We start from the raw sequence: 17,074 nt of genomic DNA on the forward strand, positions 1-17,074 counted from the left end.
CACGGCTTCTTCACGCTCACCCGTTTCCCGAATGCCAATGGCTACAACCCATGCCATGCCGTATACTCTGCCACCTTCCCGTACTTTGGGAAACGTAGCGTCAAACCAAACATACGGGTACCACCCTCCAAAGGGCGATTTTTGAATGCCAATACAGTCTCATCTAGCTCCTTGCAGATCCGGGAGACCTTGCTTTTGCTAATCCCTTTCATCCCCAGTGCCTCGGCCAAATCATCCACTTTGCGTGTGCTAACACCATGCTCATACGCTTCCTGGACCACAGCCAACAATGCCTTCTCTGCTCGTTTACGGGGTTCCAACAAGGATGGGAAGTAACTGCCTTTACAAAGCTTAGGAATTTTCAAATCCAGTGTCCCCACCCGTGTATCCCACCGGCGTTCGCGGTATGCATTACGCTGATTCACACGTTCTGTATTCCGCTCATAGCGTTCTGCCCCAATGTCTTGGACTACTTCCGCCTTCATCTGGGGTTGCACCAGCACTTGCATTGCTTCTCTTAAAAAATCGACATTGCCTTCATTTCCGCTCTTGCGTAACAGCTCCAAAAGTGAGATTCTATCTATAGAAGCCACGGTATGATTCTACTAAAGTTGAGTCGCGTCACTTTAGTAGAATCATACCGTGGCTTCCCTTGTCAAAAGGCACAGTTCTTTTTTACACCACTACTTGAGACTTTAACGTTTCTCTCATTTGAATTAATTCAAAATAGAATTAATGGGGGAGATTACCCCGTATTTCCAGGCGATCCAGGTGGGTGGCCTGGTAAATATTTTGAGTCTCTGTATCTTTAACAATAGTATTTACAATATCATTAGGATACCGATTCAAAAAAAAATGTTCTCCTTTAAACTTATGAAATTTCACGTTTCCTTCAACAACTTCACTCCATTTATGCATTTCATTGATATGAGTCGAAAAATCGCTATCCGCATAAAAAACGCTTACTCCACAACTTATTTTTTCTGCTTTGGGCTGAAACTTATAATTGTCCAAAATTATAAAATCTGCTCGCAAAATCGGAAGAAACATATCCATAATCTCTTTTGTATAAAACTCCTCTGGTATTCCCCCATATTGTTCCACCTTTGTCAAGAAAGTTTCATTAGTCATATTTTCAATGTCTTCTCTCTTTTCAAAAATATGTGGAGCATCTCGCCCAGAAAAAAACAGATGCCTTGGTTCCTTAGTTCCCATTTGCTTAAGTTTATAATATATCTCATAAGTCAATAAGGCTCCCATGCTGTGTCCAAATATAACATATTCATCGTCATATTCTAATTGTTCACTTATTCTTTTGGCGATATCTTCACTTGCTTCACCAACAGACTGGTAACAAGGCTCTGTGAATCGAGTTCCTCTTCCAGCCAATTCACATATACACAATTCATATCTATCCGGCAGTAGTTTTTTCCATTCATAATATGCATTTACCGACGCTCCAGCATATGGAATAGGAAATACTTTTATTTTATTTATTTCACTCACTCCTATGTTCAACTTGAGCCCACTATCATTACTATATAAACCTATAAGTATTCAAGATACATTTAATTGTACTTCTCTATCTCTCGCTGCTCTGCCAGCAACAAATTCACCATATCACTATAGCTATTCAAACCGTCTGTCTGATTATTTGCCTTCAGATATACATCATTTACATTTCTTGAAATACTTGAAATAACACCCTCATACTTATCCCGGTACTGCTCATTTTGTTCTATATCATGCTGCACCGCCTTGGACAGACTGGACATTATATCAGACGCCTGATCTGGATCCACTTTCTTTAGCTCAGATATAGAATAATCAAATGCTAGAAAAAAACCACTGTAAAGTATCATTGGATCATCCTGCTGCTTACATGCCAGATATGCTATAAAATTTGCCTCATCCTCATGCATGAAACCACTCTGATGTGCCAATTCATGTGCCATAGTAGCAGGCACCAAGAAAACGGGCACATTAACATTGATATTGGATTCATAAGTAAAAGGGACAAAGATACCATTTATCCTTGCATGCGACATTAGCTTTGACATCACAACTGGTTTTGGTGTTGAGTATAAAGAATGCTCCAAAATAGGATATTCCTTTGATAACATTTGCATCGAGAACACTGCGTGTTGTGCATAATAATCAAAAACCTCTGGTACTTGAGCCAAAAGATCAGTGTCCGCTAACTTTTCCCTTGCCAATTCCATTTCAACGGCAAGCGACTTACTCAATTTGACCAGTTCCTCCTTGCTGTAGTTCTCTTCTTTATATTCGGTATAAGACAAAAAAGAATATCTGTAATAGTTTATTCCACCTAAAATAGTATAACAAAAATATATCACGCTACAGATCGTAACTATTCCTAGAGCACCACGATAAACTACCATCCTACGTACACCTTTACTCATGATAACCTTGCGCACATAATAAACGATATAAAATAGAAAAAGTAACACAACCAACACGACGAGCCATTCACTAACAGAAAACTTGACCCAAGAAGGTACAAATCCTACTATTTTTGACAATAACGGATATACAGACCTACTGTATTTTTCCGCCCAATCCTGATGGTTCTGCGCGTATTTTGTCAGTATGTAAGCTATAACTCCAAGTGAAATCAACGGTAATCTCTTAAGTAAAAGCTTTTTTATAATGTACTCCCCCTATCCAATAAATATCAGATGTACGCCATGTAACCTAGTCATATCATTTCTTTATTTCAACATACTTTTCCTCATAAAAATCATGCTTATTAGAAAAAACATATTGATTCATAAAATCTATAGGAAGTACTTCATAAGCCCAGTAGGTACCATTAGGTCTATTACTTGAAATAACTTGTCGGGCGATTTCAGCAGCCACTGTACCCGTTAACTCTGAACTCGTTTCCATTTGTAAATTCAATCTGCACCTAACATCCTTTCCATTTTTCACTCCTGTAGCATCAATGACTAAAGCTATCCATTCCTCTTTAGGTTGCTCCTCTAAACTAATGTCTAGTTTTTTCAGGGCTTCTTCAACCGAAGACTCAAGTTGCATTTGATAAAATTGCATTGCTAAACGAAAAATATTATCATTTGCTGCTATATTGTACCAGTGGAGTTCTTGTACCGAACTAACTTCCAGAATATCAATGATCTCTTGACTTAAATACGGTTTCTTATAGACAGGGACATCCACTTCAGGTACAAATTCTTTCTTCATCATATTTATATTTTCCGTTTTAACACAATGATCACTCCAATAAGAATCTGTTTTTCCAATTACACTATGGCCACTCATTAATATATCTGAGATAGAAGTTTTCGTATAATGTTCCGCACCACCAATATAACAATTCACATACTTCGTTTCGTCTAATAAATGATTTATTACTCGTTTTAATAGCAGACCTGTAATTCCAGGACAAAAACCAGCTCCTATGTAATTTACACCGTTAGCTTTAAGCTCTATTTGCTCCTGACTCAATAATAAAGCATTGGAAGCGTCGACATATTTTGCTCCTACTTCCATAGCTGCCTGAGCAACTCTATCTTTAATTATAAATTCAGGCCCTGCACAATTAATGACAACCGTACAATCAGTACAGAACGCAATCAAGTTCTCCCAGTCAGAAACATCCAGGAATTGGTAGTTAAAATTATTAAGGTTCATTAATGCTGTAGGTTCACGCCGCTGTCCGCCCTTAACAATAAAGTCTTTACATAAGTTCTTACAGATGACTTCACCGATCATTCCGCCACACCCAACAACTGCGATTTGCTCCATCCGTACGACACCCCTTTCATCTTATACAAGATTTAAAATACAAGACTAGTTATACCTTTCTCTATTAAAAGATCATTATTATGTCTACTCAACATACTCAATGCATAAAATCTTTGTTTGGCTTCCATTAATTTATGATACGTGCCGTGTTCTTCAATTTTCCCATTATTCAATAAGACAATTTCATCATATCCACTAAGAATTGATTCATCCAGCCTATGAGTAATGGAAATTCTCGTAATGCCCTGCATTTCACTTAACATACACTCAAGGTCACTAGCTGTTTGATTGTCCAACGCTGAAGTCGCCTCGTCCATAAGTAATATAGGCGATTTTCTCAGGAGTGCTCTTGCTATAGAAATTCTCTGTTTTTCCCCACCTGAAAAATGGATTCCATTTTCTCCACATAATACATCAAAGCCACCTCTGTCATGAATCAATTTCTGTAACATACTCTTCTTTATTACTTGCTCAAACTCATCTGTGTCACATTCACGAAACAATTTAATATTTTGTTTAATCGTATCATCAAAGATAAAACAGTCCTGATGAATAAAACTAACATTTTGGAAAATGGACTGATCACTTATTTTCTCAAGATCAACCCCGTCATACCTGATATTTCCTTCATACCCATCATAAAACCCAGTCAACATCTTTAATAAGGTTGTCTTTCCACTCCCACTTGTTCCTACAATGGCATAAGACTTTCCATATTCAAATTCAAAATTAATATCATCTAAAATTTTTTTCCCATCTACGCTTAACGAAAGCCCATTTAGAGAAATTTTATTACTGAATTTAGGGATATCAATTCTTTGAGTTTGATCCGTTTTTGCCTCTCCAATTTTATTGAAATTCATTAATAAAGCCCGACTGGCCTGCCTTTTGGTAAAACCGGTTATGAGTCTATTAATGGGAACTGTTACGCAATTTAACAATTGAATAAAAGCCATAATCTCTCCTACTGTAATTTCTCCTTTCATTAGCTGCTGAGTACCCACAATAAATATGACTACAGCAACAAGAAAAGTTGAAATATCAGTAAGTGACATAATGAGTGACAACAGATTTTCGTATACCATTTTTGCTTTTTCCTGCTTGTTCGCCTTTGCCTTTGCCCTTTCAAAAATCTCCTTTTCGATGTTAAAGCTCTTAACAACCTGATTTCCAGACAATATATCTTTAATGAAAGATACATAATTTTTATTTTGCTCAGCCACTTCACCCTGTGCTTTTTGCATACGATTATTAAATATACTCGAAACTGCAAATGGAATGATACAAGTGAGTAATATACTCAATGCAAGGAATGAATTAATGATAAACATCGCAAGCACTCCACCTACAAGCATAGCTAGCTGAACAAATATTTCCACGGTCCCTTTTATATAATCGTTTTGAATTATCGTTATATCATTTGACAATCGTGATATGTAGGTTCCATTACTCTCCTTGTTGAAACTTCTCATATCTAACCGCAAAATATTTTCAACAAGGGTATTTTTCAGGTTTAACGTTGCCCTTTTTGTATATAAATTTTTAACAGCATACCCCACATACATTCCCACTGCACCTAAAGGCAATAAAATAACGGAAACAGTAGTCACCTTAAAGATATTGTCAATATCTTTATTAATAGAATAATCAATAAACTTTTGTAGTATAATTGCCAATGCAATAAACAGAATAGATGTCATGATACCAAGTAAGCAGGACAAAATAAATAAGCCTATATTCTTTTTGTATATGCTTTTTGAAATTTTTTCATTCATACTATAAGCCCCCTTCTTGTTTCTATTTCATTTAGAGCATGTCTAATTTACACTCCAATTGTTTATTGCTAGATCATGTGCATATTTCAGATATGTTGGGTGGGACCGCGATCATATGCACATGATCTGGCATCATATGTCTTTTTATGACCCCTCCACCCGCATAGCGGGTGGTTTTACGGGTAAGATACAACATTAAATATTCTTCATGACATCATTAAGGAGCTCTTCTTCAATTGTAATGCCTGTAATGCGAGCAATTAGAGTACTATTTTGAATGTAAAAGTGCATGCTAACTCCAAAATCTTCAGACTCTATAATCTGTGTTTGTAAAAACATCTTCTCAAGTGATATGTCATCTCTACTTGCAAACTTATCAAGGACTCCCTGATAATTAATGATTGGAATGCGATGGGACATTTCATTAAAACCGTACTTTTGTGCTACAAGAAACAACTTTTCTGTAATTGCAGATTTATTAATACTCGATTTTTCTGATGTTGATAAAAGCTGTTTTTGCGTTTTACTTTTCCTATCATAAATTGAATAATCTAAATTTAAAGTTAGCCCCAACATTTCCTTATTGAATTCATCTCTGTTATGTGTCAAAACAGAAACAGGGATGTTATTTAATTCTTCAGGTAAGTCAATATACATAAGCCTTGATATAAATTCTACTGCTGTATTAATGGGTTGTTCGCTAAATTTCTGATATTGTAACTCATTTAGTTTTACATGAATTTCTGTAGACCTCTTAGTGTCTCGTCGAGAGACCAAATCAGCTGATTGTTTAGCAGCTTCAATATACTCTTCCATGTTAGACTCTTGAGCATCAGGAATTTCCAGTTCGTCAACTTTCTTTTTAATCATTTTGCAATATTCTATGAAAGAATAGTTATAGGGAGTGGTAAGTCTGTTGTTCAAAGTTTCATGAAGCATAACCTTAAACAAATCTTGTGAGACTCCATCCCATATTAAATGATGAATTGCACTAAGTACTAAGCAATGATCTGCATCTATTTCTACGATTAAAAATCTAGATAACAGCTTATCATCAGTTAGAAAACTCATTTCATTCACAATTTCTTTAAATTGTTCTGCAGATAATTCTAAGGTTCCTTTCACAACTGGAATTTCCCACTCATCTGAATAATCGTATTCTTCTAAATAGGTCATTTTTTGATTTAATTTCGTTCTTAATGCCCCATGCCTGGAAATTATTCCTCTGAGTGATAAAGAAGCGTTCTCTGCCGTTCCTTCTATTGTTATGATTTCAGTAATAATTTCTGTATCCGGTCGCAAGAAATCCTCATGTCCTGTCAATACAGGACATTCTAAAGTAGAACGTGTTTTAATATAGTTATCTCCATAATAATTCAACTGTTTTTGTATCATGCACTTTAGATCGCCATCACGGTTATCACCAATTAATGTTTCATCTAATGGCATTTTTACTGTTCCTTTTCTGGTTAAACACGTTTCGACAACATCCTTAATTGCTCTTTCATATGCCAATACCAATGTTTGAGCATCCTCGTCAGTATACAATCCAGTATCATATATGATGTCAAATTCAAGTTGCCCATTTAAAACAGCCCCATTTAGAGACAATCCCATTCCTGATGAATTTTTTTCTGACATACTTCTTCCTAATGGCATTCCCGACATGGATATTCCTTCAATTCTGTCTATCTCGTTATCCAATTCTCCAAGATAATTGAATGTTATTGCTGCGCTCATCTCAAGTCCGCTATGCTCACCAAGATATCTCAAAACTCCATATCCAATTCCATGATTAGGGACCTGTTTCAATGTTTGTTTTGTCTCCAAAATGCTTTCTTCAACAGTATCTTTTGTCTCCAAAATAATAGGATATACACTTGTAAACCAACCAACTGTACGATCGATGGCGATCTCTCTATCTATTGTCTCTCTCCCGTGACCCTCCATTTCTATGGTTAGGTACTTAGATTTTCTCCATTGTTTTACTGCAATGGTCAGCGATGCCAGTAACAAGTCGTTTATTTCTGTTTTATATGTCTTTCCAGCTTCGAGCAACAGCTTTTTCGTCGTTTCAGAGTCCACTTTCACTACTTTATTTTTATATTGACCACTTGCTGTTTGTGTACTCTTGAATGTCTCAGTACTATTTGATTTATCCGATATATTTTTCCAGTATGTTATTTCATCTGAAAGCACTTCACTCTTAGCATATTGTGTTAAAGCATTCGCCCATTCCTTGTACGAAGCCGTTTTCATTGGCAGCGTGATTTTACCTGTCTCTTGTATTTGTCGATATCCACTAAATAAATCCTCCAGCAGAATTCTCCATGATACACCGTCTATGACCAGATGATGTACACAAATTAGTAAATGATCTCCACTGTCTGAATGGAACAGCCCTACTTTTACTAAAGGCCCGGTGGCTAGGTCTATGCTTGCCTGTAATTTATCGCTGGCATACTCTATCTCTTTCGATACATCTTGCACTTTTGTATAATCTTTTTCATACCAATCATATAGCTTGCTTTCCTCTGTAGACAGCGTGATTTGACGTTGTCCGTCATATACATTTCTTAAAGCGTCATGATGTTTAATGATTTCAGTAATTGCTGTCTTTAAACTAGGTATGTCAAATGGCTCATCACTTCTTAACATTAAGGCTTGATTATAATGATTAGGTACGACGTGATTCTTATTGAAAAATTCTAGTTGTATAGGGGTTAATGGACTTTCCCCATTGATTTCTCCCTGTTCGTATACTTGATTTACTTCTCCCATTTGAATATTTTCCCCAATCTTTCTTGGGGTCTGCTGATACATTAATGCGGCGAAAGAAAGCTTATAACCTTTTTCCCGTAACTTCGAAACGGCCTTAATCGCTTTAATAGAATCTCCGCCAAGTTCAAAGAAACTGTCTTCTATTCCGACTGGAGATATTCCTAAGATTTCTTCAAATATGTCCGTAATGACTTTCTCTGTTTTAGTTCTTGGTGGCATATATTCCTGTCCCGCTAATGCATGGGGTTCTGGCAGTGCTTTTACATCCAGCTTCCCATTTGGAGTCAGCGGCAATGCATCAATCTGCATCATAAAGCCAGGTAACATATACTCGGGCAGTTTTTCTCTCAAATCATTTTTAATTTCAGGCATATCCAGTTTCTGCTCTTGATTTGTCGGGATCAGGTAGGCACATATACTTTTATCACCGCCTACTTCCAATGCAACAACGGCTACATCAGATATACCCGGCTGATTCCTTAGAACGCTCTCGATCTCGTACAACTCGATCCGATATCCTCGGATTTTAACCTGTTCATCTATTCTTCCCAGATATTCGATCTCCCCGTTAGGCAGCCATCTCGCCAAATCTCCAGAGCGGTATAACTTCCCTTCTCCATAGGGATTGTCGATAAACTTCTGCGCTGTTAATTCAGGCTGGTTTAGATAGCCTTTGGCTACTCCGTCTCCGGCGATGCATAGCTCACCCGGAATGCCTACACCACATAACTCCATCTCATTCAGTATATAGAGCTGCATATTGGCAATGGGACGCCCGATTCCTACACTTAAACCCTTATCCTTTTCGCTGGAATAGACATAGTCACAGCATCCTACGGTAGTCTCTGTAGGGCCATATTCGTTATGAATCTTGACCCTGTCTCCTAATAGCTTCTGCGTTTTCCACGCCGTATCTGTGGTGAACTCCTCTCCACCGACAATTAGCGCTTCTAAATTTGGGACATCTACGCCGTCTGCATAGGTTTCCAGCATTTTCAGATGGGAAGGGGTAAGTTTAAGGAAGGTTACCCTGTTATCTTTGAATGCTGCACGCAGCCTTTCCTCCGCGTCTCCTCCCTTTAATAGAAGAGATCCACCACTAATCAGCGGTAAGAACAAGGACGTTACGGAAAGGTCGAAACTTAAGCTTGTCATTAATACCGTCGTACAAGCTTCCTTCTGGTATTCTTGATCTGCATACGACAAGTAATGATCCAGATTGCCTCGTGTCACCGCCACACCTTTGGGCTTTCCTGTCGTTCCTGATGTGTAAATCACATAGGCTATGTCACTTTTTTCAACAGCACACGCTGGATTTGTCTCCTTCTCACCCAGATCTTCAAGATTCATCGAGATGAATGGGACTTCCGTTTCCATAGTCTTCTCTCTTGTTAAAATGACCTTGGGTGCTGCATCGTTTAAGATATGCTCTATTCGTTCCTTCGGTGTTGCTGGATCAATCGGGACATAGGCGGCTCCACTCTTTAGCACGCCCAAAATGCCAATGATCGTTTCCGCTTCCAGGGTAGTCATGATGGCCACTCGATCATTGGGCTGAACACCTAACGAAATCAGTTCCCATGCCAATGCATTGGCCTTGCGGTTGACTTCTCCATAACGAAGTACGCCCGTTTCGTATTCGATTACCGTCTTCTCGGGTGTCTGTTCCGCATGTTTCTCGAATCGTTCCACTGCCGTATGATGCTGTGCACATTCCGTATGGGTATTATTGAAAACCGTTAGTATTCTTTGTTGCTCTACCTCACTGACCATGTGGAGTTCAGACAATTTCATTTCAGGGTTAGCAATCACCCTGTCCAGCAATACCTTAAAATGTTCCAGGATGACCTGTGCCGAAGTCTCGGTAAATAAATCACTGCAATATACCAGATTTAAAGCGTACCCCTCTTCATACGCTGTAGCTTGTAAATCCAAATCAAATTTGGAATCAATGAAAGGAATGCCCAGCATCTCTACCTGTGCTTCGCCCATCGCAAGATGGATTTCCTCGTTATTCTGCATGGTAAACATCACGTCAAACAGCGGATTGCGTGACAGATCACGGCGTACTTCTACTTCCTCTACCAATTCTTCAAACGGGTATTCTTGATTCTCATATGCATTCAATGCCAACTCTTTGATCTCGCTTAAAAATTCTAAGAACGTTTTTTCAGCCCTTGGATACCCTCTCATTGCCAGCGTATTGACAAACATGCCGGCTATTGTCTCGGTGTCCTGATGCACTCGGCCGGAGATGGGTGTTCCTACCACGATATCTTGTTGCCTGCTATATTTATGCAGTTCTATCATAAATACAGCCAGTAAGGTCATGTAATCTGTCGTTCCATTTTGTTTATTTATATTTTGAATGCCAGCTTTCTGCTCTTGGCTAAGCTGAACAGACACTTGGGCTCCTTTGTAGCTTTGGATTTTGGGACGTGGATAGTCCGTCACCAAATCCAAAACCGGTGCCTCTTCTTTGAATACTTCTTTCCAATAGTTTCTCTGACTCTCCAGGTTTCTGCCACGCATCCATTCACTATAATCCTTGTATTGGATTTCAAGTGATTGTAATTCTTCACCGTTATACAATCGTGAGAAATCTTCGATTAATAAATTTAGCGTCTGATGATCGGAAATAATATGGTGCATATCAAATAGTAAAATATAGTTGTTCTGATTTCTTTCTTTGACTACTTTAAAACGCATGAGCGGTGCTGTTCCGATGTCAAACGGGCGTACAAATTGTTCCATGTCAGCGTCACTGTAGCTGTCGGTCTCTTCATATTCCACTTGGTAGAATACCTCGTCTGCAATGACTTGAAGGGTTTCTCCTTCTGTCATGACAAAACTTGTTCGCAGCGACTCATGACGCTGGATCAGGCGATCTATGGCTTGTTGTATTTTTTCTAAATCAAGGTTACCCGTTACTTCTAGCGCTGACGCCATGTTATATGCAGTACTGTTGCCTTCCATCTGATCCAGAATAAACAATCGTTTCTGTGTAGAGGATGCTGGATAAGCTTCTCTCTGTTCTGCTTGTGGTATTGGACTATATTCGCCTTCTCCCGCGGCCTCAATCTTTCTCGACAACATGACAGGAGTTGGTGAACTAAATATCTCTTTGACTGGCAAACGAATCCCTGTCTTCTTCTCGATGGCATTAATGGCTGCCGTCGCTTTTAACGAATGTCCTCCCAGTTCAAAGAAACTATCCTCTATGCCGACTGGAGATATTCCTAAGATTTCTTCAAATATGTCCGTAATGACTTTCTCTGTTTTAGTTCTTGGTGGCATATATTCCTGTCCTGCTAATGCATTTGGTTCTGGCAGTGCTTTTGCATCCAGCTTCCCATTTGGAGTCAGTGGCAAGGCATCAATCTGCATCATAAAGCCAGGTAACATATACTCAGGCAGTTTGTCTCTCAAATCATTTTTGATTTCAGACATATCCAGTTGCTGCTCTTGATTTGTCGGGATCAGGTAGGCACATATACTCTTGTCACCGCCTACTTCCAATGCAACAACGGCTACATCAGATATACCCGGCTGATTCCTTAGAACGCTCTCGATCTCGTACAACTCGATCCGATATCCTCGGATTTTAACCTGTTCATCTATTCTTCCCAGGTATTCCATCTCTCCGTTAGGCAGCCATCTCGCCAAATCTCCAGAGCGGTATAACTTCCCTTCGCCATATGGATTGTCGATAAACTTCTCCGCTGTTAATTCAGGCTGGTTTAGATAGCCTTTGGCTACTCCGTCTCCTGCGATGCATAGCTCACCAGGAACGCCTACACCACATAACTCCATCTCATTCAGTATATAGAGCTGCATATTGGCAATGGGATGTCCGATTCCTACACTTAAACCCTTATCTTTTTCGCTGGAATAGACATAGTCACAGCACCCTACAGTAGTCTCTGTAGGGCCATATTCGTTATGGATCTTGACGCTTTCACCAAATAGCTTCTGCGTTTTCCACGCCGTAGCTGTGGTGAACTCCTCTCCACCGACAATCAGCGTTTCTAAATTCGGCACATCTACGCCGTCTGCATAGGTTTCCAGCATTTTTAAATGTGACGGGGTAAGCTTCAGGAAGGTTACCCTGTTATCTTTTAAAGCTGCACGTAACCTTTCCTCCGTATCTCCTCCCTTTAATAGAAGAGATCCACCACTAATCAGCGGTAAGAACAAGGACGTTACGGAAAGGTCGAAACTTAAGCTTGTCATTAATACCGTCGTACAAGCTTCCTTCTGGTACTCTTTATCTGCATACGACAAGTAATGATCCAAGTTACCTCGTGTAACCGCCACACCTTTGGGCTTTCCTGTCGTTCCTGATGTGTAAATCACATAGGCGATGTCGTCTGTTTCAATGGCACACGCTGGATTTTCCGCCTTCTCGCCCAGGTCTTCCAGATTCATAGAGAGGAATGGAATTTCTGTTTCCAGCTTCTTCTCTCTTGTTAATATAACTTTGGGTGCTGCATCGTTCAGGATATGCTCTATTCGTTCCTTCGGAGTCGCTGGATCAATCGGGACATAGGAAGCTCCACTCTTTAGCACGCCTAAAATGCCAATGATCGTTTCCGCTCCCAGTGAAGCCATGATGGCCACTCGATCATTGGGCTGGACACCTAACGAAATCAGTTCCCATGCCAATGCATTGGCCTTTCGGTTGACTTCTCCATAACGAAGTACTCCCGTTTCGTATTCGATTACCGTCTTCTCGGGTGTCTGTTCCGCATGTTTCTCGAATCGTTCCACTGCCGTATTATTCTGTGCATACTCCGTATGGGTATCATTGAAAACCGTTAGTATTCGTTGTTGTTCTACCTCACTGACCATGTGTAGTTCAGACAATTTCATATCAGGGTTAGCAATCACTCTATCCAGCAATACCTTAAAATGCTCCAGTATGACCTGTGCTGAAGTCTCGGTAAATAAATCACTGCAATAGACCAGATCTAAAGCGTACCCCTCTTCATGCGCTGTCGCTTGCAAATCCAAATCGAATTTGGCATCAATAAAATGAATGCCCAGCATCTCTACCTGGGCTTCGCCCATCGCAAGATGGATATCTTCGTCATTCTGCATGGTAAACATCACGTCAAACAGCGGATTGCGTGACAGATCACGGCGTACTTCCACTTCCTCTACCAATTCTTCAAATGGGTATTCCTGATTCTCATACGCGTTTAAGGCCAGCTCTTTTATCTCGCTTAAAAACTCCAGGAACGTTTTCTCGCCCCTTGGATATCCTCTCATTGCCAGCGTATTGACAAACATGCCTGCGATCGTCTCGGTGTCCTGATGCACTCGGCCGGAGATGGGTGTTCCTACCACGATATCTTGTTGCCTGCTGTATTTATGCAGTTCTATCATAAATACAGCCAGTAAGGTCATGTAATCTGTCGTTCCATTTTGTTTATTTATATTTTCAATTCCAACTTTTTGTTCTTTACTAAGTTGAACAGACACTTGTGCTCCTTTGTAACTTTGGGTTTTCGGACGTGGATAGTCCGTCACCAAATCCAAAACCGGTGCCTCTTCTTTAAATACTTCTTTCCAATAATCCCTCTGACTCTCCAGGTTTCTAGCACGCATCCATTCACTATAATCTTTGTATTGGAGTTCAAGTGGTTGTAACTCTTCACCGTTATACAATCGTGAGAAATCTTCGATTAATAGATTGAGCGTCTTATGATCGGAAATAATATGGTGCATATCAAATAGTAAAATATATTTGTTCCGATTTCTTTCTTTCACTACTTTAAAACGCATGAGTGGTGCTGTTCCGATGTCAAACGGGCGTATGAATTGCTCCATATCGGCTTCACTGTAGCTGTCAGTTTCTTCATATTCCACTGGGTAGAATACCTCGTCTGCAATGACTTGAAGGGTTTCTCCTTCTGTCATGACAAAACTTGTTCGCAGCGACTCATGACGCTTAATCAGACGATCTATGGCTTGTTGTATTTTTTCTAAATCAAGGTTACCCGTTACTTCTAGCGCTGACGCCATGTTATATGCAGTACTGTTGCCTTCCATCTGATCCAGAATAAACAATCGTTTCTGTGTAGAGGATGCTGGATAAGCTTCTCTCTGCTCTGCCTGTGGTATTGGACTATATTCGCCCTCTCCCGCGGCCTCAATCTTTTTCGCCAACATGACAGGAGTTGGTGAACTAAATATCTCTTTGACTGGCAAACGAATCCCTGTCTTCTTCTCGATGGCATTAATGGCTGCCGTTGCTTTTAACGAATGTCCACCCAATTCAAAGAAACTGTCCTCTATTCCGACTGGAGATACTCCTAGAATTTCCTCAAATACATCTACGATTGCTTGTTCTGTCTTATTACTTGGTGGTACGTATTTCAAGCTTTCTAACATATCTGGCTCTGGCAACCTGGTTTTATCCAGCTTCCCATTTATGGTTAGTGGAAATTCATCGATCTGTATCATAAAGGCAGGAATCATATACTCCGTTACTTCTTCTCTTATCGCTTCTCTAATTTCGGGTATAATTAGTTCTTGACCCTTCTCTGCAATCAGATATGCACAGAGAACTTTATCGTTTCCAACTTCTTTTACAACAACGACAGCATCTGCGATTTTACTCTGTTTTCTTAACACACTTTCAATTTCCCCTAACTCTATCCTGTAACCACGGACTTTCACTTGTTCATCTATTCGACCTAAATACTCTATATTTCCATCTGGCTGCCAACGTGCTAAATCTCCTGTACGGTACAGTTTTCCCTCACCGAAGGGGTTTTCAATAAACTTTTCATCTGTCAATTCTGGCTGATTCAAATAACCTCTTGCTAAACCATCTCCTGCAATACACAACTCGCCAGGTATTCCAATACCGCATAACTCCATTCCATTTAGAAGATATACTTTTGTATTTGCAATCGGACGTCCAATGGAAATTGAAGTAGAGTCTGTACTCACTCTGAAACTAGTTGCATTTACAGTAGACTCCGTAGGCCCATAAGTGTTTAACACTTCTACTCTTTTCGCCCATTCTTTTAAGCTTTCTAGATTACCTGCCTCGCCACCTGATTCCAGCAAACGAAGTGTCGGTATTGCTTCAACACACAACCCTTCTATTACCTTAGGTGTCAATGATGCTGTTGTTACATTATTTCGATCTATATATTTTTGGAGTTGCTCCATATCATATGTTAAATTTTTCGGTACAATACATAATGCCGCACCATTGCAAAGTGCAGGGAAGATATCACCAACCGCTTGGTCAAAAGATACATTTGCAAATTGCAGCACCGTATCCTTATCGTTCAGTGCAAATGTTTCCTTATAGGTGACCCACATATTGACCACATTTCGATGTTCAATTAAAACTCCTTTAGGGTTTCCAGTTGTACCCGAAGTGTAGATACAATACACTAAATCATTAGCTCTGTTAACTTGCAAAAGATTGTCCGTTTCATTAGCATAATTATTCTCATCTTCTAAATCTAATACCGGAATCTCTACCTTCCCTGGCAACTTATTCTTATACGTCAATACAATCTTTGGACTACTGTCCTCCAGCATATAGTGAATTCTACTATATGGATATTCCGGATTGATGGGTACATAAGCTCCCCCTGCCTTGATGATTGCTAATATTCCCACAATCATTTCCATGCTACGCTCTGTAACTAGAGCCACCAAATCGTTTGGAACCACTCCTAAATCCCGAAGAGTACGCGCCAACTGATTTGCTCTCTCATTCAGCTCGGCATATGTCATCTGTTTATCATCAAATTTAAGTGCAATATGTTCTGCTGTTTTCTCTACCTGATTCTCAAATAAGCCAACAACTGTTTGGTCCCGAGAGTATTCTACATTCGTTGCATTGAAATCAACCAAGATCTTCTCTTGTTCTCTGAGATCAAGCATATGCAGATCTTTAAGCTTTTTGCCTGGATGTGTTATGGCTTCCTCAAGCAGCGTTACATAATGCTTCGCCATATATTCAATCGTTTCTTGTTTGAATAAATCTGTGCAATACTCAAAATTAATTTCATACCCTTCTGACATACATTCAACCAGAACGGATAAGTCGAACTTTGAAACATTTCTTTTAATGAATGCACTTTTTCCGCCCAATAGGCCTTGCATTTCCGACGGTTTTTTCTTTTCTTTTAATCCGAACATAAAATCAAATATCGGATTTCTTGAGAGATCTCTCTTTTTCTCTACGGCTTCAACTAAATCTTCAAATTGGTATTCTTGGTTATCATAAGCTTGCAGACACTTCTCCTTCACAGCTAAAATCAAATGCTCAAAAGTATCATCAGGACAAACTTCTCCCTTTATTACTAGAGTATTGACAAACATCCCCACCATGCCTTTAGTATCTGCATGCACTCGGCCTGACACGGATGTTCCTACAATAATATCTTTCTGGCGACTATATTTGCCTAATAATAAAATGAACACAGATAGGGTAACCATAAATTCAGTAGCACCATATTTTAGGGCTAAATTTTTAACCCCTAAGCTTATTGGCTCTTTTACCTTTGCTACAACATTGGCTCCCCTGAAAGACTGGATTTGAGGACGGAGGAAATCCGTCCTCAAATCTACCCTAGCAATTTCACCAGCGAATTCCCTCTTCCAATATTCTTCCTGTTTTGTGATATCATAAAAATTCTGCCATACACTGAAATCTTTATACTGAACACGGTTAGAATTTTTATTCATAAGTTCTCCTC

General features: G+C 39.5%; 5 protein-coding genes and 1 pseudogene. All 6 read right to left on the reverse strand.

What is annotated here, in order from left to right; genetic code table 11:
- Positions 1–9: 9 nt before the first annotated feature.
- Positions 10–593: pseudogene (locus VP472_RS17155) on the reverse strand (transposase); the annotation flags it as partial.
- A gap of 139 nt (positions 594–732) precedes the next feature.
- Positions 733–1,518 carry a thioesterase II family protein gene (locus VP472_RS17160; RefSeq protein ID WP_225979766.1) on the reverse strand — a complete coding sequence of 262 codons (786 nt, stop codon included), beginning with the start codon at positions 1,516–1,518 and terminating at the stop codon, positions 733–735.
- A gap of 50 nt (positions 1,519–1,568) precedes the next feature.
- Positions 1,569–2,639, reverse strand: coding sequence for a DUF3810 domain-containing protein (locus VP472_RS17165; protein ID WP_101562478.1), 1,071 nt, complete (start codon positions 2,637–2,639; stop codon positions 1,569–1,571).
- A gap of 85 nt (positions 2,640–2,724) precedes the next feature.
- The gene (locus tag VP472_RS17170; RefSeq protein ID WP_000434926.1) at positions 2,725–3,786 is read right to left on the reverse strand and encodes a saccharopine dehydrogenase NADP-binding domain-containing protein; all 1,062 of its coding nucleotides are present in this window, start codon (positions 3,784–3,786) and stop codon (positions 2,725–2,727) included.
- A 32-nt stretch (positions 3,787–3,818) separates the two neighbouring features.
- Positions 3,819–5,561 (reverse strand): ABC transporter ATP-binding protein, encoded by a 1,743-nt coding sequence (locus VP472_RS17175; protein WP_146275614.1) that lies wholly within the window; start codon positions 5,559–5,561, stop codon positions 3,819–3,821.
- A gap of 195 nt (positions 5,562–5,756) precedes the next feature.
- Positions 5,757–17,063, reverse strand: coding sequence for a non-ribosomal peptide synthetase (locus VP472_RS17180; RefSeq protein WP_146275616.1), 11,307 nt, complete (start codon positions 17,061–17,063; stop codon positions 5,757–5,759).
- Positions 17,064–17,074 lie beyond the last annotated feature (11 nt).

The sequence above is a fragment of the Bacillus sp. MT(2024) genome (assembly GCF_036362845.1).
GTDB classification, from domain to species: Bacteria; Bacillota; Bacilli; order Bacillales; family Bacillaceae; genus Bacillus; species Bacillus velezensis.

Coding starts and splice junctions, on each gene's coding strand:
- VP472_RS17170 (WP_000434926.1), bottom strand. CDS start 3,786: ATGGAGCAAATCGCAGTTGTTGGGTGTGGCGGAATGATCGGTGAAGTC.
- VP472_RS17175 (WP_146275614.1), bottom strand. CDS start 5,561: ATGAATGAAAAAATTTCAAAAAGCATATACAAAAAGAATATAGGCTTA.
- VP472_RS17180 (WP_146275616.1), bottom strand. CDS start 17,063: ATGAATAAAAATTCTAACCGTGTTCAGTATAAAGATTTCAGTGTATGG.